The sequence below is a fragment of the Nitrospirota bacterium genome, assembly GCA_035516965.1.
Taxonomy (GTDB): domain Bacteria; phylum Nitrospirota; class UBA9217; order UBA9217; family UBA9217; genus MHEA01.
Map to the genome: position 1 here is coordinate 1 of DATIZR010000006.1, position 20,744 is coordinate 20,744.

The window sequence follows — 20,744 nt, forward strand, 5'->3', positions numbered from 1 at the left end:
CCGTCATCACGTCCCGCCGCGCCATCGGAACCTGTCGTTCTTTCTCAAATTGTGATTTTAACCTACCGTTGCCCGCGAACATGTCCGCTAAAGTATTTTCCCATTCTGCCGATAATCATACACATACGGCAACTCATGGCACTATGGGGGATACCATGTCAGGCACAACAGTGTTTCTGGCCGCTTTATCAGCGGCCTCTATCGCCGCAAACGTTTATTTCCTGGTTGTCCGGCGCGTAAACCGCTTTGATTCAGAGCTGAGGGAACACCTCCTGCGGACCGCCTCGGGCCGTCCCGACCTTGCAGCCCGGTTCTCCACGAAGACGAAGCCCGCCGGGTCGCAGGCGGAGATACTCTTCTCGCTGAAAAAGCTTATCGGAAAGCTGGGCGAGAGCTTCAAGAAAGCCTTTTCCATCGGATACCAGCTCACGAAGACCTCGGATTCGATGAAGCAGGTGGCCGGACAGCTGCAGGAGCTGTCCGACAAGCTGAGCTCCCAGGCCGTCCACGTCGCGACGGCAATGGAGGAAATGAGCTCGACGATCAATGACATCGCGCGGAACGCGACCTCCGTGGCAAAGACCGGCGCGTCGTCATCGGACGGCGCGGCAACGGCAACAAGGGCCATCGGAGAGAATGTCAGGAGCATCGAGCTCCTTTCCAAGAACATCGCGGACTGGGCCGAAACGAACAAGGCGCTCTCCATGGCCACGGACCATATCGACAGAATCATCGTGGTGATCAACGACATCGCGGGCCAGACGAACCTCCTCGCCCTGAACGCCGCCATCGAGGCGGCCCGGGCAGGGGAGCAGGGCCGCGGCTTCGCGGTCGTGGCCGACGAGGTGCGAAAGCTGGCGGACAAGACCGCGGCGGCGACCAAAGAGATCGGCGACATGATCAAGGACGTCAAAGAAAAAGCCGATCATTCGCTCTCCACGATGGACATCACGCAAAAGCAGGCAGCCGAGAACATCGAGAGGTCGAAGGGCGCCGAAGAATCGCTGAAGAAGATCGCCGACGAGGTCAAACAGACCGTCGACATGATCAACCGGATCGCGACAGCCTCGGAGGAGCAGGCGCAGGTCTCCACGGATGTGCTGAACAACATGGAGAAGGTCTCCGGATACGCGGTCGACGCCAAGGAGCTGGCAAAGGCCATCACCTCCTCGGGAGACTCCGTCGCGTCCCTCGCGCACAACCTGTACAGCCAGCTCTGCAGCGTGAAAAAGGACGAAACCGACGATGCCATGGAGGGGATGCTCAGGAGCTGCACCGCCTCGCTTACCACGCTCCTCCAGGAGTCGCTGCAGCAGGGAAGGCTCGATCAGGCGGCGCTCTTTGACGAGAGCTACAGCCCGGCCGGAGAGGCGGACAAGTTCACGACGAGGGCCAACGGCTATTTCGACTCCGGCGTGCTGCCCCTGCTCAAGCAATGGGCAGGATCGGACAAGCGGCTGACCTATGTGGTTGTCATGGACAAGAACGGCTACATGCCCACGCATGTGAACCCCGCCCGTGCGAAGGTAAAAATGAAGGACCCCGTTTCTCTCGCCGGCGCGCGGAGCGACAGGATCCTGGGCCAGGCCTTCAGACGTCCGATCGCTGCGGGCGGCGAGCTTGTCGTGGACATCGCCGCCCCCCTGACGATCTCCGGCCGCCACTGGGGCTGTCTGCGTTTCGGTTATCTGCCTGATATGGTACAATAGACAAAAAGAAGGTGGACGACCATAACGGATGGGAAAACTGCTCATAGCGGCAGCGTACGCGGTCTACGCCGCCTTCTGGATACGATTCCTGATGCACCTGCTGGTCTGGTGGAGCGCGGCGCGCAGACAGATGCCCGGGGCTCAGCTGAACCCCGGGTCGCGGACGCAGGTGTGGGTGCTCACGGCCTTCGATGTCTTGCTCCTCGGACGGCTTATCAACGTGAACGCCGCGCTGTGGGCGGGAGAGTGGGTGTTTCACGCCTCCTTCCTCCTGGTCCTCCTGCGGCATCTGCGTTTTTTCCTGAACCCCATACCGGGCTGGGTATGGCTGCTGCAAACACCGGGGCTTGTCGCCGGATATATCCTGCCCTTCTCTCTTATCTATATCCTCGTTGTCCGGCTGCTTACGAAACATGAGAAGTATGCGTCTCCCGCGAACATGTTCCTGCTCGCCGTGGCCCTGATCATCAGCTCCGCCGGCGTCTTGATGCATGCGCTGATCAAGCCTGACCTGGTTGCGGTGAAGCTGTTCGCCTTCGGGATCGTGAGCGTTTCGCCCGCTCCCGCTCCCGCAAGCATCCTGTTCTTCGTTCATTTTGTCCTGGTGCTGCTGCTGGTCCTCCTGCTCCCCACCCACATCCTGACCGCGCCGCTGGTGATGTTGGAGGCGAGAAGACAGGAGCAGGCGCTGCGCAATGTGATGCATGGACCCTATGAGCCACGTTAAAACGGTTTTTAAACCTGTGTTCATCTGCCTGCACCCAGTGGTTACGAGCCTGCACCCGACGCTTATGAGTGCGAAGCGTGAATGTAGGGTGTGGCAACATAGCCTGCTCATGTGAAGGCGCTGCCATAAACGAGTGAAGGGCGTGTGTTGCGCACCGCGGGACCCGTGGTTACATTATGCCGGTGGTTTAAATGAAAAATAAATGCTCCTTCTCCGAAGAGCTCTCGCCCCACCAGATCCTCGAGATCGACGCCTGCACCCAGTGCGGCGAGTGCCTGAAGCACTGTCCGGTCCAGGACGTGACCGGCAACCCCTCGATCTCGCCGCCGGAGAAGATCCGGATGTTCCGAGAGTTCATCCGTGCGACCGACGGGCTCAAGGCAACCCTGTTCGGGCCTAAGGACGTGGACCGAAAACTGCTGGAGGACTTCACCAAGGCGGTCTATGAATGCACGACCTGCGGCGCCTGCGGCCAGAACTGCCCCGTCGGCATATTCACCCAGCGCCTCTGGCCCATGCTCAGGAAAGAGATGGTGAAGCGGGGACTCGGGCCCATCGGCGTTCAGAAGAACCTTCCGAAAGTTGTCAAAAACTCGGGCAATCCCTATGACAAGCCTGCAGCGGAGCGGTACGAGCCCTGGTTCCCGGAGAGCGTGACAATAGCCAAGCATGCGGACGTGGCCTACTACGCGGGCTGCACCGGCGCCTACGAGGCCCAGCCCATGGTCCGGGGCGACGTGCTCGTTCTGAACGCAGCAGGCGAACCCTTTACCATGCTTCCGCCGGAAGAAGAGGTCTGCTGCGGTTTTCCGCTCTTCATCACAGGCCAGCATGACCTTCTGAAGGAGCTTGTCACGAGGCTCGTCGAGGGATACCGGGCCAGGGGCGTCAAGAAGCTCGTCTGCTCCTGCCCCTGCTGCGTGAACATCATGTCCCGGGACTGGCCCCTGATCTACGGCGGGCCCCTGCCGTTCAAGATCAGGCACATCACTCAGCATGTGCTGGACGCGATCGAAAAGGGTAAAATAAAGGTAAACAAGGAACTGCGGGAACGGATCATCTACCATGATCCCTGCTATCTCTCGCGGGGAGTCGGCGTGATCGAGGAGCCGCGCCGGGTTCTCAAAAGCATTCCCGGCGTCACCCTGCTCGAATTCGAACGGCGCGGCCTGAACTCCCGGTGCTGCGGTTCGGGCGGCGCGGCCCGCAAGGTGTTCCACGAGAACGCGATCGCCATGGGCAGGCTCACGATCGACGAGGCCGTGGCAAAGAAGGCGGACCGCCTGATCCTCGCCTGCCCGGCCTGCTACGCCAAGGTGAACGAGGCCATGCAGGGGTACAAGAACCAGGTCCGGATCACGGACATCATGGAGCTGGTGAGCGGGTTGATATAGTACCGAAGAACGGAACCACAGGACCTTCGCTCACACGGGGCTTCGCCTCACGGATAAAAAAGGGACTCTCAGTTTTTACTTTCCATTTTTATCGGTGCGTGCGGTAAGGCCGTACCCGTGTTCATCTGTGGTTAATATTTCATCGTCTTATTTTGTGAGAACCATGAGCCATTATTCAATCAAATGCAGGGCGTGCGGCAAGGTTCTCGAGAACTCCTTCTGTACCTCCTGCGAGCACTGCAAGGACGCTCTGCTCGTCACCGAGTATCGGGATGCCCGCTTTCAGGAGCGCTCAACGGAGGGCATCTGGCGCTTCAACTGGCTTCCCGTTCACGAGCCGGAAGGCGTGCAGCCCGGTCCGCTCGTGTACCGCTCGCAGGGCCTTGCCAGGCACCTGGGACTCGAAAACCTTTACATAGTGTTCAACGGGTACTGGCCGGAGCAGGGCGCATTGCTCGAGACCTGCACCTTCAAGGAATTCGAGGCCGCCGTTGTGCTCCAGAACGCCAGGGAGAACGGCGTTGATGCGCTGATCGTAGCTTCTGCCGGGAACACGGCCCGGGCCTTTGCCCACCTTTCAGCCATCACCGGCTTTCCCGCCATCATCGTGGTCCCCCGCATGTGCCTGACGGAGATGTGGTACCTGGAAAGCTCCTCCCTGGTGCCGACCCTCGCTGTCGGCGACGGCGACTATTCCGATTCCATCGATGTGGCGAAGCGGATCGCCCTGACCCTCGGGTTCCCCTTCGAGGGCGGGGTAAAGAACATTGCCAAGCGCGACGGCCTCGGCATCACGCTCCTGGAGGCGGTCTCGAAGATCGGCAGGCTGCCTGACCACTACGTGCAGGCGGTCGGAAGCGGCACGGGCGCTGTCGGCGCCTGGGAGATGGCTGAGCGGTTCGTCCGGGACGGCCGGTTCGGTTCGCATCTGCCGGTCCTGCACCTCGGCCAGAATCTGCCATTTGCGCCCATGGTGCACGCGTGGAAGAAAAAAAGCCGGGCGCTCTTCCCCGACGACCTGAGGCCCGAGCTCATCGGACTGATTACGACGCGTGTTCTTTCCACGCGGTATCCCGCTTACTCGGTGCAGGGCGGTGTATATGACGCGCTGAGCGCGACGAAGGGCAGGATGTACGGCGTCGAGAACGATGAGGTGTACGCGGGCATGGACCTGTTCCTGAAGGCCGAAGGGATCGATGTCGTTCCCGCCTCCGGCGTGGCCATAGCCGTGCTCAAGCAGGCCGTCCAGAGCGGCGCCATCAAAAAGAACGAGAGCGTCCTCCTGAACATCACCGGGGGCGGCGAGGAGCGGCTGCGCAAGAACAAGAAGACCTATAGCGTGGTGCCGCAATTCATCTCGAAGAACGCGACTGAAAAAGAGATCGAGGAGATGCTGTGCAACGTCCTGAAGAAGAGCTGATCGCGACCCTGATCAGGCACAACGTTGATTTTACCGCGTCCCTTCCCTGCGAGAAGATCAAGACCCTTCTGGAGATGGTCGAAAAGGCCTTCCTCCACGTTCCCCTGACCAGGGAGGAAGAGGGCGTGGGCATCTGCGCCGGCGGGGCGCTCGCGGGCAAACGGCCGGCCATGTTCATCCAGAGCTCGGGCATCGGGAATATGATCAACGCCCTGCTGTCGCTGACCGCGTTCTATGAGCTGCCGCTGGCCCTGTTCGTGAGCCGCAGGGGCGTGTACCAGGAGAAGATCGCGGCGCAGTTTCCCATGGGGCTGAAGCTTCCCGGCATCCTGTCCGGCGCGGGCATCGGCTGGACAGAGATCAACTCAAGCAAGGAGCTCAGGAAGGTCGAGCAGGAGCTGCCCGAGGTCTACAGCAAAAACCGGGTTCACGCTTTTCTGATGAGCCCCGTGGTCTGGGAAGGCTACGAGTGCGGCGTGCGGATCGTGGAGCCCGGACCCTCCAAGGTCGATTCGGGAAAGCGCGAGACTGCGGCCGCTGGTTCCGATAAAGTTCAGTGGCCGTCGCCGGTCTTCACCCGGTACGACATCATCAGGATCCTCGCGCCCTATCTTGAAAGCAAGGTCGTGGTGAGTAATCTCGGCTGGCCCTCCAAGGAGCTCTACGCACTCAAACACCAGCTATCGAACTTTTACATGCTCGGCAGCATGGGCATGGTGACGCCGATCGGCCTCGGCATTGCACTCACGTCGAAAAAAGGGGTGGTCGTGATCGACGGGGACGGGAGCCTGCTCATGAACCCCGGCACGCTTGCGACTGCGGCGGGGCTCTCACCGAATAACCTCACGATCATCGCCATCGACAACGGCGCCTACGGCTCGACCGGGAACCAGCCCACGCTCGCGCGGACCAGCGTTGACCTTGAACAGGTTGCCAGGGGTTTCGGGTTCAGGAATACGATCAAGGTCGCAAGTGAAGAAGAGATCAAAGAAGTGATGGGGAGGCCGCGGGAAGGTTTGACGTTCATCCATGCCCTAGCCATCCCGGGTAACAAGGATGTGCCGAACATCCCTATTGGTCATCTGGAGATCAAGAGGCAGGTGCAAGAGTTTTTAAGAGGGTAAGGTGCGGGTAAGACGCGCTGCTTTTGCGCGTTGGTCTCGACCGACAGGTTAATCCGTGTTCAATGTTAATCGATTATTGCTACTTCAGGTTTTGGCCAAGCCTTTTACAGGTTCATTAAGATAAACAGCAAATACGTGATTCCCTACAGCGGAATTCTCCAATCATGAATTTCTGACCACTTTGAAATCACATTCAGCGGTAGATCGGGTAGAGCAAGGCGAAACCCGACAGAATATTTCTTTCGCACCAATCATCAGTTACTTGCCCTCAAGAACAGTCTTCAAGAATTAAGTTGGGTTTCACTACGTTCTACCCAACCTACTGAATTGCAGAAACATTCGAACTCACAACTTCCCGGTCTTCTGGTACTCCTGCACATACACCTTGATCGCGCGCAGAATGATCCAGTCCAGGCTGACGCTGTTGTCCATCGCGATCCGGAGCAGAGAATCGATGATCTCTTTGTCGATGGCGGGCTGCTGTTCCCCTGAAGCCGGCTGTTGAACAGGCGATGCTTCGGTCATTTCTTGCTGCTGTAATAACGGCGAATCAGGATTTCGCTTTTGATGCTCTCTACGAAGCAGTCCCATGAGGCTCTGCACATCGCCGCCTTTGATCGCCGTCCGGACATCCTCGGGCACTTCGGTGGCAGCGGCCTCGCCAGTCGGTCCCTGCCGCTCTTCCTGCTTTGCCGGGCCCGGGTTCATGCCCATACCCGGCATGCCCCCCGGCATCATGCCCGTCATTCCCATCATCATGTTCGCGAGATTGCGGGCGTATTCGTTGTCCGGCATCTCTTGCTTCAGGAATTCATCCAGTTTTCCCTCCGCCGCAGCTGCTGCCATGCGGTCAGCCAGGAGCGACGACTGGTCTTCGCCCTGTTCAAAATTGTTCTTTCGTCCAAACGCCTTATTCGGCGGCTTTGGCAATGGTCTCTCTTTGTCTGACATGGCTCGTCCTTTACTTTATATGAAGCATAGAGTGAAATTACAAATACGCCGAGAAGTACGGCTTCAGGTTCTTGAGCGTTTCTTCGGCTGCAAAGGGCATCATGGCCGCCATGCAGTCAAGGTTGACCAGCGTGTTGATGTTCGCGTCCTTCTTTGCCGCGTCCCGCAGCCGGTTCGCGAAGTCGCGGTTCACGATGCTTACTTCCGCATAGGCCTTCAGAAGGCCGTCAAGGTTCCACTCCGCCGGCTTGCCGTCCTGATTCCGGTAGTACTGGACGAAAAGATACATCGACACCATGCGGAAGATGGTCTCGTCCAGGGAAGCGAAGGGCAGATGAAACCGCACCATGGGCTTCAGATGCTCCATGATCGGGCATCCGCTGGTGGTCATGATGATCCCGACGAGCGGGCTCAGGCCGTGCTGGATCATGGTCTCCTTGGAAAAGGTCCTCTCCTCGGTCGTGACGGTGGCCATGACCTTCTCGTGCGAGAGCATGTCCTTGAAGGGCTCGGCAATGTCCGCAAAGTTCAGCGCGACCGGGCAGTACAGATGGCGGCGCTCGTCGAGGGGACAATTCTCGCACTTCTTGTGGTTCAGGAGCGCCCAGAGCGGCGGGTCCGGCCTTTTCTCGAGCTGGAGGGCGAGCGTCTCCCGGTCGAGGCGAAGATTGAAGCGCACCGGCGCGCCGGTCTTGAACTGGTAGGCGTAATCGATCTTTATCGGTTCTGACATCGTTTTCCCCTCGCCGGTACAATATACCACGTCCCGCACGATGTCAAGACACCGGCGGCCTCCTACGCGGATAGCGCGAGCATCCTGTGAAATAATTGATTGCACGAGACTGCCGAAAAGGTTACACTTCAGCTCCGGCCGCCTCGGGGAGGCCGGATATCCGGATCCGTCACGAGAAAGGAAAGAATCATGGCACAGGCGAAGCAGGGAGACAGTGTACAGGTCCATTACACGGGAAAGCTGGAGAACGGCACGGTCTTCGACACGTCGCGCAGCCGGCATCCGCTCCGGTTCACGATCGGCAAGGGCCAGGTGATCGAGGGGTTCGAGCAGGCGGTTGCAGGGATGAGTGTCGGTGAAACAAAGACCGTCGTGATCCCGGTGGAAAAGGCATACGGTGCGCGGCGCGACGATATGATCTTCACGATGAGCCGGGACCGTCTTCCCGAAGGCGTCAGTCCGAATGTGGGGCAGCGGCTCGAGGTAACGCAGGTCGATGACAAGGTCATGCTCGTGACGGTGATGAGCGTCACGGATAAGAGCATTACGCTCGACGCCAATCATCCGCTGGCGGGAAAGGCGCTGACCTTCGAGCTTGAGCTTATCGGCATTCAGTAGGGCCCTGGCTCACGTCGCAAGCCGGCCGAACCCGGGAGGGAAGGGGCATGAGGGAGAAGAAGAGAAGCTCCTCCCGGCATGCCGCCGGAAGGAGCGGAACGCTGCTGGCTAGCTCACGATCACCGCGTCCGACGAGGCTCCAATGAGCTTCCGGACATACAGCTGCTGCACGATGGACAGCACGTTGCTCAGGGTGATGTAGAGCAGCAGGCCGGCCGGGAGCCAGGCAAACAGGAAGATGAACGCGATGTTCATGAACATCATGATCTTCTGCTGCTGGGGGTCCACCGAGGTGGACGTCATCTTCATCGTGAAGACCATGCTAACGCCCATCAGGATCGGCAGAATATAGAACGGGTCATACGACGAGAGGTCCTTGATCCAGAAGGACAGGAACGGGGACTGGCGGAGCTCGATGGACACGGACAACACGTTGTAAAGCGCGACGAAGAACGGAAGCTGGAGCAGCATCGGCAGGCAGCCGCCGAGCGGGTTCACCTTGTGCTCCTTGTACATCTTCATCATTTCCTGGTTCATGCGCTGCGGGTCCTTCTTGTACTTTTCCCGGAGCGCCGTGAGCTGCGGCTGGATCTTCTTCATCTCCTCCATGGCAGTCGCGCTCTTGAGCGAGGGGTAGAACAGGAGCAAACGCACGACAATGGTCAGCAGGATGATCGCCACGCCGTAGTTGCTGGTGAACCGGTAGAACTGCTGGAGGAGCCAGAACATGGGCTTGGCGAGGATGCCGAACCAGCCGTAGTCGACCATCTGTTCTAAGCCGTGCCCCTGCGCCTCGAGCAGCGTGAAGCTCTTGGGGCCAGCGTAGAGGGCGAATGTACGGGCCTCGGGCTTTTCCTTGATCGTCACGTCGGAGGTCAGCAGGTCCCCGGACTCCGGCGGCGCCGCCGCTTTCCTGGCGGTGACGATGCCGCGGTCGCCGTACAGGAGCGCCGCGGTGAAGTACTTGTCCTCCTGCCCGAACCACGCGATCGTGCCGCTGTATGGCAATTCTCCCTTGATTTTGTCTAGCTTGTCCGTCACGGCCTTGCCGTCGACCATTGCCGCGAACCCCACGCGGCCGCTGGCATCTTTGCTCACCTTGTCCGCGAGCCCGAAGTCCGTGCCCAGGAAAAGCCTGTATCCGTCAACGCCTTTTGTATTGACCGTGACATCGATCCGGTAGCTGTCATTGTGGAACGTGAGTCGCTTCTCGAGGACGATGCCGCCGGGGCCCGCATAGGTGAGGACCAGCGTGTCCGACGGCTTGTCCCTGTCGAGGCGGATCGCGTCACGGTCCGTCCGGTACTCCACCTGGGACAACGCGGAGAGGTCCTTGTCCAGAGGCGTGATGGTGAGCGGTGCGATCATGTCCCTGCGGTCGACCGTGTCGTAGGAAGGGACGAGCTGCACATTCCCCAGCGCTTTCTTGGGCGCTTCCATCTTCTTCTCCCGGCCCATGATCTTGTCGAAGAGCACGCCCAAGCCTACCGGGGTCTTGTTCCCTTCTCGGTAATGCTTGAGCTCCACGCCGGTGATCACGCCTCCGGCCGTGTTCACGACGGCCCTGACCAGGTCGGTTTCAACGACGATATCTTTCCCCTTGACTGCGGGAACGATCCTGGTCGCGACGGCTCCCGCGGCGAGTGTGGCAGTTGCGGGCTTCTCCGCCTTCTCCTGCGCAGCCTGCTGCTGTGCACGTTCAGGGACGGCGGGCATCTCCGGCGGCTTGGGCGCGAAGAAGCGCACGTATAGCACGAACACGATGAGCGACAAAGAGAGGGCTAGAATGAAGCGACGGGTTTCCATGGATCCTCCGGAATCACTGTACGGGATCGTATCCGCCCGGATGAAAGGGATGACATTTTGAGATGCGAACGAAGGTCATCCAGGCTGCCTTGCACAATCCTTTTTTCTCGAAAGCCTCACGTGCGTATTCGGAACAGGTTGGCGTGAACCTGCAGGCCGCCGGCAGCATTGGCGAGATGAACCGCTGGTACAGCCGAATGAGGGTGATCACGAATCGTTTTATCATTTACGACGCCGGTCCGCAGATTGCGGTGTGGTGGAGCAGCCGGTCCACGGCCTTCAGGACCCGCCCGTGGTCGGCGTTCGCGAACTCCCGGCGCGCCACAAAGACAAGATCATACCCGGACGACGTGTCCTTCAACACCTTCATGATGCAGGCCCTTATCTGGCGCTTCAGCCTGTTTCTTCCGACGGCGTTCGCCAGCTTTTTGCCGACCGATACCCCGACCCTGAAATGACCGGCATCGTTCCGGCTATAAAAAAGAGAAAGACCGTCAACCGACAGTCTTTTTCCTTTCATCACAGAGACAAACTCACTGTTTTTCCGTATCCGCTCGCTCTTCCGGTATGCGTAGGGCATGTACGTACCCGACGGAACTACACGGCGAGACGTTTTCTTCCCTTGGCCCTGCGACGGTTGATGACAGCCTGGCCCTTGGCCGTGCTCATGCGCTTGCGGAATCCCTGCGCCCGCTTCTGCTTGAGATTGCTCTTTTGTGCTGTTGTTTCCGACATGTCCTGCTCCTTCTCGATTTTCGAATAAGGCGGTATTATAAGCTAAAACGTAAAGATGTCAAGCAAAAACCAAAAGGAAACGGGCTTTTGACTTTACGTGGTCTTTTTGGTAGATTGCAGCGGAATTATTCAAATGATTCCTTCCTGCCTCCACCCTCTTCATGCTCTGGAGCGGAAGGTTTCAGGGACGGTGATCCGGGTGAAGAAGGGCATTGACTACATCGGTGTGGGTGTCGGCGCTGTCATCATGAACGACGAAGGCAAGGCCTTTCTGGCCAAGCGCGGCAGAGAGGCTCGGAACGAGCGGCACAAATGGGAGTTCCCCGGAGGCAGCGTCGAGTTCGGCGAGCAGCTTGAAGACGCACTCACACGCGAGGTGCGGGAGGAATACGGTTTCGATATCGCTGTCCTGCAGCTGCTCGACGTCGTGAACCACGTCATCCCCGGCGAGGGTCAGCACTGGGTTTCGCCGACCTATCTGTGCAGGTACGTGAGCGGCACGCCGCGCATCAGGGAGCCCCACAAGTGCGATGCGATCGGCTGGTTCAGACTTGAGGACATCCCGGAGCAGGAGCTCACGATCGCGTCGAGGAAAAGTTTGGAGAGCCTGCGGAATAGATTGCATCCAGGATAGGGCGCAGGGCAAAGATTGTTACCGCCAAGGCGCGAAGAGAGCGAAAACCTTTAAACCCAAGCGTCTTTCGAGCCAGGACGTTCCAACGTTTTGGTTCCAGCCATTCCACGAGAGCGCAATAAATCACATGACAACATCATGCCCGCATCCAATTGATTCCATCCTGCTCCTCGGCCCCACCGGCGTGGGCAAGAGCCCGCTCGGCGATGCCATAGTCCGAAACGGCCTGTTCGGGCGGAGCTGCCATCACCTGGACTTCGGATCAGAACTGCGCAATGCCGTTTCGGACGGCGAACGGTCAGCTTCTTACTCCCCAGAAGAGCTCGACTTCATCCACGGCGTTCTGGAACGCGGTCTTCTGCTCGAGAACGAGCACTTCTCCCTCGCAGAAAAGACCATAACCCTGTTCCTGCAGCGCAACGGCTTCTCACAATACGATATCCTTGTTCTGAACGGCATCCCGAGGCACGAGGGCCAGGCAAGGGATATCGAACGCATCGCGCACGTTCACGCGCTCATTGTTCTCGATTGTGTTGCCGAGGAAGTATTCTGCAGGATCCGGGACAATGTGGGAGGGGACAGAACGGAACGCGTGGATGACAACGTGGAACTGATCGGGAAGAAGCTCGCTCTCTTCAGGTCGCGGACCGCGCCACTGATTGACCATTATGAGAAGCTCGGCCGGATGATCTACCGGTTGGCCGTGAGCGGGACCATGACGCCCGCAGAGGCCTATCAAAAGCTCTCAGCGCTTGCCGCCGCTGACCCACCAGTCGCCCTTATCGCTGAACCACCAGAGCGATGAGTCCGTTTCCAGAATGACCTTTGCCAGCTCCTTCGCTGCGTCTGTTTGCAGCCGCTTGAGCGAAAAAGCCAGCCACTCCTCGGCATAGGTGTTTCCCAGGTCCTTGTACTCCTTGAGCGCGAGGATCATCTCGAGCTGGTCTGCATCGCGCGCCAGCTTTGCTTCCCCGGTTTTTCCCTCGTTGAATTCAAGGACCAACTCCCGGATCTCGTCACCGAACGGCAGCGTTGCCGCAAGATCTTCAATGGCCTTTTTCTCGTTCGCCTCCACGTATTTTTTGTTCACGTAATTGAGGTCGCCCGTCCGCGCTTCGGGAAGGTCATGGAACAGGCACATCTTGATCATGCGGTCCACGTCCACGCCCTGTGCAAGCTTTGCCAGGGAATAGCCGATGTACGTCGTGCGGAAGATATGTTCCGCCACGGATTCCGCTCCGGTACCCAGGAATTGAAACCCGCTCCGCGGCGTGCGCTTCAGCATGCCCGCTTCGAACAGAAAGTTTGCGATATTTTTCATGAGCCGCTCTTTATGCAACGATTTCCCTTCTCCGTAAATACATTCCGCGTTCCCCAGTGACATCCAGAAAAGACCAGATGACAGTATATCCCTCTGGTCTTTGTTTTCCCTGTCCCGTTGTCTCCCTCTCTGGCATCCCGATGATTGGTTTTCCCCAGGTGCGCTCTTCGTTCTTTATTATTACTGGATATAAATAAAAATAGCAGTAGTAGTAGTAAGTGATGTGAAGATGTTGGTAGTGGCAAGAACGTTATGAAAAGGAACGATAAAGACTTTCAGAGAAACTGTCGACACGGTTGTGCGAATCGGGAGCGGGCGGTGTGGAAAACTCGCCCGGAGGACTTCTCCACACCTTGTCCATCCCGATTTCACAGGAGCCCGTTATTAACCCGGAGGCCAGGAGAACCTGCGGCCTGACAGAAGATGGAGATGAACATGAAACACGGTTTGTCCGGCGCCGGCGCCGTTGTTGATGACCATGCGATAGCCTTTTTTGTCCAGGCCTTGCAGCTCCGCAATCGTTTTTGCGACGAGAAAGAGGTGGCCGACCGTATCCTTGTCCCTGCCGGTCATGCTGTGGATCTCGGGAATGTGCTTCTTGGGAACCACGAGGATATGGGCGGGGGCCTGGGGATTGATATCCTCGAACGCCAGCGACGACTCGTCCTCGTATACGATCTTCGAGGGAATCTTCTTTTCGATGATCCTGCAGAAGATACAGTTCGGATCGAGGCTCACTTTGCGGCCTCCTGGCGTGAAAAGCTGCGGAAGAAACAGCTCCGCGAACCCGTGTGGCACGCAGGCCCTGTTTGGTCCACCCTGATGAGCAGCGTGTCCTGATCGCAGTCGTAGAGGATGTCCTTGACGCGTTGGACGTGCCCCGAGGTCTCGCCCTTCTGCCAGAATTTCTGACGCGAGCGGCTCCAGAACCAGGTCATGCCGCTTTCCACGGTTTTCCGGAGCGATTCGGCATTCATATACGCGACCATCAGGACCTCGTTGCTCTGCCAGTCCTGTATGACCGCGGGAATGAGGCCTTTCTCATCAAACTTGAGGTTGTCCGGTATCTTCATGTGAGAGCTTTGTATCACAATTCCGGAAAAATGTCCAGCCGGCGTCTTCGGACAGGAAGAAAAAGGCAAATAAAAAAACCGGCCAGTAAACAAAGGCCGGTCCTGCATGCAAGTCAGAGAATGGATCTTTAGATAAAGAGATTGATGTCAGCGTCAGCGGCCGCATCCAGCCAGGCCGCTGCGCCGCTGAACTCTACGCCGTCGATGATGTCCGACTGCTTGTAGCCCATCACGTCCATGGTCATCTGGCAGGCGATGAGCTTTACGCCGCTTTCCTTCGCCATTTCGAGCAGCTGGCCCACGCTCGCGACGCCGTGCTTCTTGAACATGGACTTCATCATTGCCGTTGCCATGGCCTCCATGCCCGGGAGCGACGCAACCAGGGTAGGAATGGGTACCGGCATCGGCATGGCCGGATTGCCGAGCGGCGAGATCTTCAGCTTTTCCGTGTTGTCCTTCTTGATGATCTCGAGACCGTAGAAGGTGAAGAAGATGGTGACGTCGACATCCATGGCAACTGCTGTCGTCGCAAGGATAAGCGGCGGATAGGTCATGTCTAGTGTGCCCTTCGACGCAATGATTGTCATTTTTTTATTTGCCATGGTATTCTCCTTATGCGGTTTTCTTGATGAAGAAGATGAATGAGCCTGAGCCCTCTTCCACCTTCAGGATCTCATTGCCGGTCCTCTTTGCCCAGGATGCCATATCGTTCTTGGACCCCGGGTCCGTCGTCTCGACCTTCAAGACCTGGTCTTTGGCAAGCGCCTCAACAGCCTTTTTCGTTTTCAGGATCGGGAGCGGGCAGCTCATACCCTTCGCGTCAAGCACTTGGTCAACCTTGATTTCCGCAGACATGCTACACCTCCACATTATTAGAAATGACAGCTGATAAAAAAACAAGTGTTTTATGTTACAGCATTAATAGTTTCGAAGTCAAGCAATTTTTTATCAAGCACGCTTTGTACAGTATTCCAATCAAGTTGGAGGCCGTTAAAAGAATTTCGAAGTAGATATAACTGAATCCATGGCTTCGTCATCCTCATCAGCACGGTTTGAACATTCTGCACGGATGTCGGAAAAAACATAAAAAAAATAAATATGATACGAGGCTCGACATTCATCGGAGAAACTGTGAGGTTCGTACGTCATGAGTTGGAAAAGGTCCGCAATGTTATCGTGCGTCAGACATCCGAAGTGCAGTCAAAGTGTGAGTCTCAACAGTCTGCCCCTTTCCGCATCCTTTTGCGGATAAAACCCAAAATACCAGGGTTCCCACGATACATGTTGTGTGCTTTCGAAAAAGGCCTTGCCAGAAGATAGGGGTTCTGGTATAGTCAAGCCTTCCCTTACCGGATGCCGCAGAGTCAAGAAGATCAGTTTAGCAAAATACATGCTAAACACAATCCTCCAGCGATAGCAAAATTCACGCAAAATAAGGCTAAAAAAAAGCGGACCATAAGCCTCCGTCACGAGCGTCAACTACCTGAAAAACAAGCAAATATATCGTTCTTAACACCTGTGGATAAGCGTGTTTGTAACTAATGCGGTTTTTATGGGGTTTTTATGGATCGGGAACGTGTCTGGGAAGAGATACTGCTGCTCATAGAAAACCGAATGTCCAAGCAGGGTTATGACACCTGGTTCAGCCAGTCCAAGCTGCTGTCCCTTGATGGTAACCGCCTGGTCATTGAAGTGCCGAGCAAATTCCACCGCGACTGGGTAAAGGAACACTATTGGACTACGTTGTACGATGTCATCAAGGAAGTCACCAAGCGCGATGACGTGGAAATCGACTTCTATGTTCAGCCGCAGCAGCCGAAAAAGGCCCAGCGACATGTGAAAGAGGAAAAAAAAGACGGGCGCGAGGAAAAAATCGGCCTCTTCGAGAGAAAGTACACCTTCAACAACTTTGTGGTCGGTCCGAGCAACCAGTTCGCCCATGCGGCAGCAAAGGCGGTGGCCGACGCACCGGGGCGGGCCTACAATCCCCTGTTCATCTACAGCGGGGTCGGACTGGGCAAGACCCATCTCGTAAACGCTATCGGCCACCATATCCAGAGCAGATCGCCCAAGACCAAGGTGGCCTACCTTTCCTCGGAACAGTTCACGAACGAACTCATCAACCGCATGAGCCACCAGCGCATGGAAGAGTTCCGCCAGAAATACCGGAACATGGATGTCCTGCTCATCGACGACATCCAGTTCATTGCCGGCAAGGAGCGGACGCAGGAGGAGTTCTTTCATACCTTTAACGCTCTCTATGAAACGCAGAAACAGATCGTGCTGACCAGCGATCGCCAGCCCAAGGAAATACCGGACATCGAGGAGCGGCTTCGATCCCGCTTCGAGTGCGGACTGATCTCGGACATCCAGTCTCCCGATCTAGAAACGAGGATCGCGATCCTGAAGAAAAAGGCGGACTTCTGGGGCATCCGGCTCCCCGATGATGTGGCGGAATTTCTCGCGTCGATGATGAAGAACAACATCCGCGAGCTCGAGGGAGGCCTGGTGAAGCTCGGCGCGGTTTCGTCCCTGACCAACATGGAGATCACCCAGGAGCTTGCTAAGAACGAACTCAAATACATTCTCGACAGCCGCGAAAAAGTGATTACCAACGAGCTCGTCCAGAAGACGGTGTCCGAAGCCTTCGGGATCAAGATCTCGGATTTGAAGTCGAAGCGCCGCACCAAGGCCATCGTCCTGCCGAGGCAGGTCGCCATGTATCTCTGCAGGAACGTGGTCGGTTCATCCCTTCCGGAAACAGGAAAGTTCTTCGGCGGGAAAGATCACAGCACAGTCATTCACGCATGCAAAGTGATCGAGGAAAAGAAGGAAAAAGACCCTGAACTGAAGGCCCGGATCGAGATGTTGATTAAGCAGTTAAGGCATTGATTCTCAAAAAGAAAAGGCCTCATATTTTTATTGCTATTTGGAAGGGATTCTGATAAAATTCTCGGACGTCACAGGAGGCTTCCCTAGATGAAACTCAAGATCAAGAAAGAGGAAATCCTGAAGGGGTTGCAGAGGATCCAGGGGGTCGTCGAGAAAAAGAACACGATGCCCATTCTCTCCAATATGCTCCTCACGGCCGACGACAACGGCATCGAGATCGTTGCGACGGACCTCGAGATCGGACTGCGGGGACGCTACACTGCAGAGGTCGAGAAGCCGGGATCCGTCACCGTGTCGGCAAAGAAAATGTACGAGATCGTCCGCGAGCTTCCGGCGGACGATATCCAGATCAAGGTGGAGGACGGCAGCTGGGTCAAGATCCAGTCTGGCCATTCCCAGTTCAAGCTCGTGGCGCTCCCCAAGGAGGAATTCCCCGCCCTTCCCGACGTTGCCGAAGAGGGCATGATCGCCATCGAGGGCGAGACGCTCAGGGAGATGATCAAGAAGACCCTGTACTCGGTCGGGGAGAACGACGCCCGCTACGTGCTGAACGGCCTGTTCGTCCAGATGAACCAGGGCAAGAACGGCCTGAACATCCGCATGGTGGGCACCGACGGCCACCGTCTCTCGATGATCGACCGCGTCATCGATGCGAAGCACAAGGAAGAGAGCATGATCATCCCGAAGAAGGCGATGATGGAGCTTCGTCGCCTTCTGGAAGAGGACTCTTCGAAGGCAGAACTGCGGATCGGGTTCAGCAAGAACCACGCCCTGTTCAAGCGGGACGGCCTGGTCATGGTGTCCAAGCTCATCGACGGCAATTACCCCAACTACCTGCAGGTGGTGCCCGCCAAGAGCACCAAGAAGGTTGCTGTGTCCAAGGATCTTTTCTCCCATGCCGTGAAGCGGGTCTCCATCCTCTCGAAGGAAAAGACGAACGCGGTTAAACTGCAGCTCGAAAAGGACACCATCGTTCTTTCCACGAACAACCCCGAGGTGGGAGAGGCCAGCGAGGAGCTCGCGGTGGATTACAAGGGCGAGTCGATCACCATCGGGTTCAACTCGCGCTATCTGATGGATGTGCTGTCCGCCATTGATCGGTCGAACATAGCGCTGGAGCTCAATGATTCGCTCAGTCCCTGCCTCATTACCGAGGAGGGCGACGAGCACTACAAGTGCGTTGTTATGCCCATGAGGGTATAGGCGGCGCCCGCGCTTCATGTCAAAGGAAGCCTGAAAAGGGAGAAAAAGTTTTACGGAAAGATTTCCAATCATTTTTTCCTAATGTATTATGATGTGAGGGGATTGCTCCGGATCGGACAAATCCCCTTTTTTACAGGGAGTGGATGGAATACACAGCAGACAGCATAAAGGTGCTCGAAGGACTTGAGGCGGTGCGGAAGCGTCCCGCGATGTACATCGGAAGCACCGGAAGCGTCGGTTTGCACCACCTGGTCTACGAGGTCGTGGATAACAGCGTGGATGAGGCCATGGCCAGCTTCTGCAAGAACATCGACGTCGTCATCCACATCGATAACAGCGTGACAGTGATCGACGACGGTCGCGGCATCCCGACGGAGATGCACAGCATCCAGAAGCGGTCCGCCGCAGAGGTCGCCCTCACCGTGCTCCATGCCGGCGGCAAGTTCGATGGTGATGTGTACAAGGTGTCCGGCGGCCTGCACGGCGTCGGCGTATCCGTCGTGAACGCGCTCTCCGAGTGGCTCGAGCTCGAGATTAAGCAGAACGGCAAGGTGTTCCAGCAGCGGTACGAGCGCGGCACGCCCCAGGCCCCGCTTGCCGAGACCGGTACGACGGGCACGACGGGAACCAAGATCACCTTCAAGCCCGACTTCCAGATCTTCGAGGACCGGGAGTACAGCTACGATGTGCTGTCCCAGCGGCTGCGGGAGCTCGCGTTCCTGAACCGCGGGCTCAAGATCTCGATACAGGACGAGCGGTCCGGCAAGAAGCAGACATTCCTGTATGAGGGCGGCGTCGCCTCGTTCATCGAGTATCTGAACAAGAACAAGACCACGCTCCATCCCTCGCCGATCTACCTCGCGAAGGATCGCGAGGGCATCTTCGTCGAGATCGCCTTCCAGTACAACGACAGCTACGTGGAGCAGGTCTTCTCCTTCGCGAACAACATCAACACGCTTGAGGGCGGCACCCACCTGGTGGGGTTCAAGGCGGCCCTGACCCGCACGGTGAACGCCTATGCGGTTTCGAGCGGGCTGCTCAAGAACGCCGCAGAGGCTCTCTCGGGCGAGGACGTGCGCGAGGGCCTTACCGCGGTTGTAAACGTCCGCCTGCCGAACCCGCAGTTCGAAGGCCAGACCAAGACCAAGCTCGGCAACAGCGAGGTCAAGGGGATCGTTGAGGCCATGGTGAACGAATCACTGGGCTCCTACCTGGAAGAGAACCCGCTCGTCGCGCGCAAGGTCGCCGAGAAGGCGCTGAATGCATCGCGCGCCCGCGAGGCTGCCCGGAAGGCCCGTGAACTGACGAGACGCAAGGGCGTTCTGGATTCTACGGCACTGCCGGGAAAGCTCGCCGACTGCCAGGAAAAGGACCCGGCGTTCTCCGAGCTCTTTCTCGTTGAGGGTGACTCGGCGGGCGGGTCGGCCAAGCAGGGCAGGGACCGGAAGAACCAGGCTATCCTGCCGCTCAAGGGAAAAATCCTGAACGTCGAGAAGGCGCGCTTCGACAAGATGCTCTCCAGCGACGAGATCAAAGTGCTCATCACGGCGCTGGGCACCGGGATCGGCCCCGAGGAGTTCGATATCTCGAAGCTCCGGTACCACCGTATCGTGATCATGACCGACGCCGATGTGGACGGTGCGCACATCCGGACGCTGCTGCTCACCTTCTTCTACCGGCAGATGCCGCAGATCATCGAGCGAGGTTATCTCTACATCGCCCAGCCGCCACTCTTCAAGGTAAAGCGCGGCAAGACCGAGCGGTATATCAAGGACGATTCCCGCATGGAGGATTTCCTGCTCGACCTGGCCGCGGAGGACATCGAGCTCTTTTCGACCGAGCAGGATGCCTGGCTCGCCGGCGAGCGGCTGACTTCCGTGCTCAAGAAACTCGTCCAGTTCGAAAAGACCCTCGATAAGTTCCGCAGGAAGCGGATCGACGTGATGGTGCTGCGGGCTCTCCTGCTGGACAAGACATTCAGCAAGGCGGTCCTGAAAGAAGAAGCGGTGCTCACAATCCTGGCCCGCTCCATCGAGGAATATCTCAAGAAATTTCACCCCAAAACGACGATCGACTGGGCGATCGAGCCGGACGAGGAACACCAAGCGCTCAGGCTTCGCTTTGACACGAAATATGACGCCTCCCATTCGAGCATCGTGCTGGATGAGAACTTCGTGACCACGCCGGAGTTCCGTGAGCTACAGAGCCTGTCGCCGGCACTGCTCGGGATCGCCGGCCCCGTGTACCGGGCCCGGGAAAAGGGCGAAGAGAAGAGCTTTCACGACACGGGGAAGCTTGTCCGCCATGTGCTCGACCTCGGCAAGAAGGGGCTTGCGATCCAGCGGTACAAGGGTCTCGGCGAGATGAACCCGGAGCAGCTGTGGCAGACCACCATGGACCCCGA

The 20,744-nt window shown here is 57.5% G+C and carries 21 protein-coding genes and 1 pseudogene; 11 read left to right on the top strand and 11 right to left on the bottom strand.

Annotation, left to right across the window (positions count from 1 at the left end; translation table 11 throughout):
• The first annotated feature begins 155 nt into the window (after positions 1 to 155).
• From VL197_00535 to comD, 5 genes are all read left to right on the top strand, one after another.
• Positions 156 to 1,709, top strand: coding sequence for a methyl-accepting chemotaxis protein (locus VL197_00535; GenBank protein HUJ16461.1), 1,554 nt, complete (start codon positions 156 to 158; stop codon positions 1,707 to 1,709).
• Positions 1,710 to 1,737: 28 nt separating this feature from the next.
• A complete protein-coding gene (locus tag VL197_00540) occupies positions 1,738 to 2,436 on the top strand; it encodes a hypothetical protein (GenBank protein HUJ16462.1) in 699 nt (232 codons plus the stop codon).
• Between the two features lie 191 nt (positions 2,437 to 2,627).
• Positions 2,628 to 3,830 carry a (Fe-S)-binding protein gene (locus VL197_00545; protein ID HUJ16463.1) on the top strand — a complete coding sequence of 401 codons (1,203 nt, stop codon included), beginning with the start codon at positions 2,628 to 2,630 and terminating at the stop codon, positions 3,828 to 3,830.
• A gap of 163 nt (positions 3,831 to 3,993) precedes the next feature.
• The gene (locus VL197_00550) at positions 3,994 to 5,250 is read left to right on the top strand and encodes a cysteate synthase (GenBank protein ID HUJ16464.1); all 1,257 of its coding nucleotides are present in this window, start codon (positions 3,994 to 3,996) and stop codon (positions 5,248 to 5,250) included.
• The gene (gene comD, locus VL197_00555; GenBank protein ID HUJ16465.1) at positions 5,226 to 6,374 is read left to right on the top strand and encodes a sulfopyruvate decarboxylase subunit alpha; all 1,149 of its coding nucleotides are present in this window, start codon (positions 5,226 to 5,228) and stop codon (positions 6,372 to 6,374) included. Before VL197_00550 ends, comD begins: the two co-directional genes overlap by 25 nt.
• 345 nt (positions 6,375 to 6,719) lie before the next feature.
• On the opposite strand, the gene VL197_00560 is transcribed toward comD, so the two are convergent.
• Positions 6,720 to 7,325, bottom strand: a complete 606-nt coding sequence (locus VL197_00560; protein HUJ16466.1) for a hypothetical protein — start codon at positions 7,323 to 7,325, stop codon at positions 6,720 to 6,722.
• Positions 7,326 to 7,362: 37 nt separating this feature from the next.
• Positions 7,363 to 8,058: a hypothetical protein gene (locus VL197_00565; protein ID HUJ16467.1), complete on the bottom strand. Its 696-nt coding sequence runs from the start codon at positions 8,056 to 8,058 to the stop codon at positions 7,363 to 7,365.
• 189 nt (positions 8,059 to 8,247) lie between these two features.
• On the opposite strand from VL197_00565, the gene VL197_00570 reads away from it, so the two are divergent.
• Positions 8,248 to 8,676, top strand: a complete 429-nt coding sequence (locus VL197_00570) for a peptidylprolyl isomerase (GenBank protein HUJ16468.1) — start codon at positions 8,248 to 8,250, stop codon at positions 8,674 to 8,676.
• A gap of 108 nt (positions 8,677 to 8,784) precedes the next feature.
• Here the strand turns inward: VL197_00570 and yidC are convergent, their stop codons facing one another.
• From yidC to rpmH, 4 genes are read right to left on the bottom strand one after another with little or no spacing between them, the layout of a single operon-like run.
• Entirely contained in the window at positions 8,785 to 10,482 is a 1,698-nt protein-coding gene (gene yidC / locus VL197_00575; GenBank protein HUJ16469.1) for a membrane protein insertase YidC, read from the bottom strand.
• A 13-nt stretch (positions 10,483 to 10,495) separates the two neighbouring features.
• Positions 10,496 to 10,708, bottom strand: coding sequence for a membrane protein insertion efficiency factor YidD (yidD, locus tag VL197_00580; protein ID HUJ16470.1), 213 nt, complete (start codon positions 10,706 to 10,708; stop codon positions 10,496 to 10,498).
• Positions 10,709 to 11,062, bottom strand: coding sequence for a ribonuclease P protein component (gene rnpA, locus VL197_00585; protein ID HUJ16471.1), 354 nt, complete (start codon positions 11,060 to 11,062; stop codon positions 10,709 to 10,711).
• A gap of 17 nt (positions 11,063 to 11,079) precedes the next feature.
• A complete protein-coding gene (gene rpmH / locus VL197_00590) occupies positions 11,080 to 11,217 on the bottom strand; it encodes a 50S ribosomal protein L34 (protein HUJ16472.1) in 138 nt (45 codons plus the stop codon).
• A 199-nt stretch (positions 11,218 to 11,416) separates the two neighbouring features.
• Here rpmH and VL197_00595 point away from each other — a divergent pair, with 199 nt between their 5' ends.
• The gene (locus VL197_00595) at positions 11,417 to 11,851 is read left to right on the top strand and encodes an NUDIX domain-containing protein (GenBank protein HUJ16473.1); all 435 of its coding nucleotides are present in this window, start codon (positions 11,417 to 11,419) and stop codon (positions 11,849 to 11,851) included.
• A 127-nt stretch (positions 11,852 to 11,978) separates the two neighbouring features.
• On the top strand, positions 11,979 to 12,656 hold the full coding sequence (locus VL197_00600) for a nucleoside monophosphate kinase (protein ID HUJ16474.1): 678 nt from the start codon (positions 11,979 to 11,981) through the stop codon (positions 12,654 to 12,656).
• Here the strand turns inward: VL197_00600 and VL197_00605 are convergent.
• The 5 genes and pseudogenes from VL197_00605 to VL197_00625 all read right to left on the bottom strand — a co-directional run bounded on the left by VL197_00605 (position 12,597) and on the right by VL197_00625 (position 15,100).
• Positions 12,597 to 13,172: an HD domain-containing protein gene (locus tag VL197_00605; GenBank protein ID HUJ16475.1), complete on the bottom strand. Its 576-nt coding sequence runs from the start codon at positions 13,170 to 13,172 to the stop codon at positions 12,597 to 12,599. The two genes, VL197_00600 and VL197_00605, sit on opposite strands and share 60 nt — an antisense overlap.
• Before the next feature lie 384 nt (positions 13,173 to 13,556).
• Positions 13,557 to 13,910, bottom strand: a complete 354-nt coding sequence (locus VL197_00610) for a histidine triad nucleotide-binding protein (protein HUJ16476.1) — start codon at positions 13,908 to 13,910, stop codon at positions 13,557 to 13,559.
• Positions 13,911 to 13,921: 11 nt separating this feature from the next.
• Positions 13,922 to 14,245, bottom strand: a pseudogene (gene hisI / locus VL197_00615) (phosphoribosyl-AMP cyclohydrolase).
• Positions 14,246 to 14,373: 128 nt separating this feature from the next.
• Positions 14,374 to 14,847, bottom strand: a complete 474-nt coding sequence (locus VL197_00620) for a DsrE/DsrF/DrsH-like family protein (GenBank protein ID HUJ16477.1) — start codon at positions 14,845 to 14,847, stop codon at positions 14,374 to 14,376.
• Between the two features lie 10 nt (positions 14,848 to 14,857).
• Positions 14,858 to 15,100: a sulfurtransferase TusA family protein gene (locus VL197_00625; GenBank protein ID HUJ16478.1), complete on the bottom strand. Its 243-nt coding sequence runs from the start codon at positions 15,098 to 15,100 to the stop codon at positions 14,858 to 14,860.
• A 708-nt stretch (positions 15,101 to 15,808) separates the two neighbouring features.
• On the opposite strand from VL197_00625, the gene dnaA reads away from it, so the two are divergent.
• The 3 genes from dnaA to gyrB form a co-directional block, all read left to right on the top strand.
• Positions 15,809 to 17,137, top strand: coding sequence for a chromosomal replication initiator protein DnaA (dnaA, locus tag VL197_00630; protein HUJ16479.1), 1,329 nt, complete (start codon positions 15,809 to 15,811; stop codon positions 17,135 to 17,137).
• Between the two features lie 87 nt (positions 17,138 to 17,224).
• Positions 17,225 to 18,340, top strand: a complete 1,116-nt coding sequence (dnaN, locus tag VL197_00635) for a DNA polymerase III subunit beta (GenBank protein HUJ16480.1) — start codon at positions 17,225 to 17,227, stop codon at positions 18,338 to 18,340.
• Positions 18,341 to 18,483: 143 nt separating this feature from the next.
• A partial coding sequence (gyrB, locus tag VL197_00640) for a DNA topoisomerase (ATP-hydrolyzing) subunit B (protein ID HUJ16481.1) occupies positions 18,484 to 20,744 on the top strand: 2,261 nt, incomplete at its 3' end.